A 1,445-nucleotide genomic window follows, 5' to 3' on the forward strand; every position below is an offset into this window, starting at 1 on the left:
GTCGTAGCGCAAATCCTCGTCGCGGTATTTGGAGCGCGTGCCGCAGCCGAGCGCCTGAACCAGGTCCGAGATCTGCTGGTTGGCCGCCAGCTTGTCGTTGCCGGCGCTGGCGACGTTGAGGATCTTGCCGCGCAGCGGCAGCACCGCCTGGCTGGCGCGGTCGCGCGCCTGCTTGGCCGAACCGCCGGCGGAATCGCCTTCGACGATGAACAGTTCGGCGCCGGCCGCAGCGTTCTGCGTGCAGTCGGCGAGCTTGCCCGGCAGGCGCAGCTTGCGCACCGCGCTCTTGCGCGACACTTCCTTCTCCTGGCGCCGCTTGACGCGCTCGTCGGCGCGCGCGATCACCCAGTCGAGAAGCTTGGAGCCTTCCTGCGGATTGTCGGCCAGCCAGTGGTCGAACGGATCGCGGAGCGCCGTCTCGACGATGCGCATGGCTTCGATCGTCGCCAGCCTGTCCTTGGTCTGGCCGACGAATTCCGGCTCGCGGATGAACACCGACAGCATGCCGGCGGCCGAGATCATGACGTCTTCCGAGGTGATGATCGAGGCGCGCTTGTTGCCGATCAGGTCGGCATAGGCGCGCAAGCCCCTGGTCAGCACGTTGCGGAAGCCGGCCTCGTGCGTGCCACCCTCGGCGGTCGGGATGGTGTTGCAGTAGGAGTTGAGGAAGCCGTCGCCGCCGAACCAGGTCACGGCCCATTCGAGCGAGCCGTGGCCGCCCTGCTTGTCGCTCTTGCCGGCAAAGACTTCGCGCGTGACCTGGAACTCGTCGCCGAGCGTAGCCTTCAGATAATCCTTGAGACCGCCCGGGAAATGGAACTCGGCCTTGGCTGGGGTGGTGTCCTTGCCCTTGATCAGCGAGGGATCGCAGGTCCAGCGGATCTCGACGCCGCCGAACAGATAGGCTTTCGAGCGCGTCATGCGGTAGAGCCGCGCCGGCTCGAAGGCGGCGCCCTTGCCGAAGATCTGCTCGTCGGGATGGAAGCGGGTCCTGGTGCCGCGGCGGTTGTGCACCTCGCCGAGGTGCTCCAGACCGCTCACCGGAATGCCGCGCGAGAAGCGCTGGCGATAGAGCTGGCGCCCGCGCGCGACCTCGACCTCGAGGTGGTCGGACAGCGCGTTGACCACGGAGACGCCGACGCCGTGCAGGCCGCCCGAGGTCTCGTATACCTTGCTGTCGAACTTGCCGCCGGAATGCAGCGTCGTCATGATGACTTCGAGCGCCGGCTTCTTGAATTTGGGGTGCGGATCGACCGGAATGCCGCGTCCGTTGTCGGTGACGGTCAGATAGCCGTCGGCCGAAAGCTCGACATCGATGAAGGTGGCGTGGCCGGCGACCGCCTCGTCCATCGAATTGTCGATGACCTCGGCGAACAGGTGGTGCATCGCCTTGTCGTCGGTGCCGCCAATATACATGCCGGGCCGCCGGCGCACCGGTTCCAGAC

Annotated in this window: 1 protein-coding gene; it reads right to left on the reverse strand. The window is 66.7% G+C overall.

Features of this window, described 5'->3' with window-relative positions:
- Positions 1 to 1,445: DNA topoisomerase IV subunit B (locus tag EN780_RS34160; protein WP_133372878.1), on the reverse strand; the 1,445-nt coding region annotated here is incomplete at both ends.

It is taken from the genome of Mesorhizobium sp. M4B.F.Ca.ET.089.01.1.1 (assembly GCF_004022605.1).
Taxonomy (GTDB): Bacteria; Pseudomonadota; Alphaproteobacteria; order Rhizobiales; family Rhizobiaceae; genus Mesorhizobium; species Mesorhizobium abyssinicae.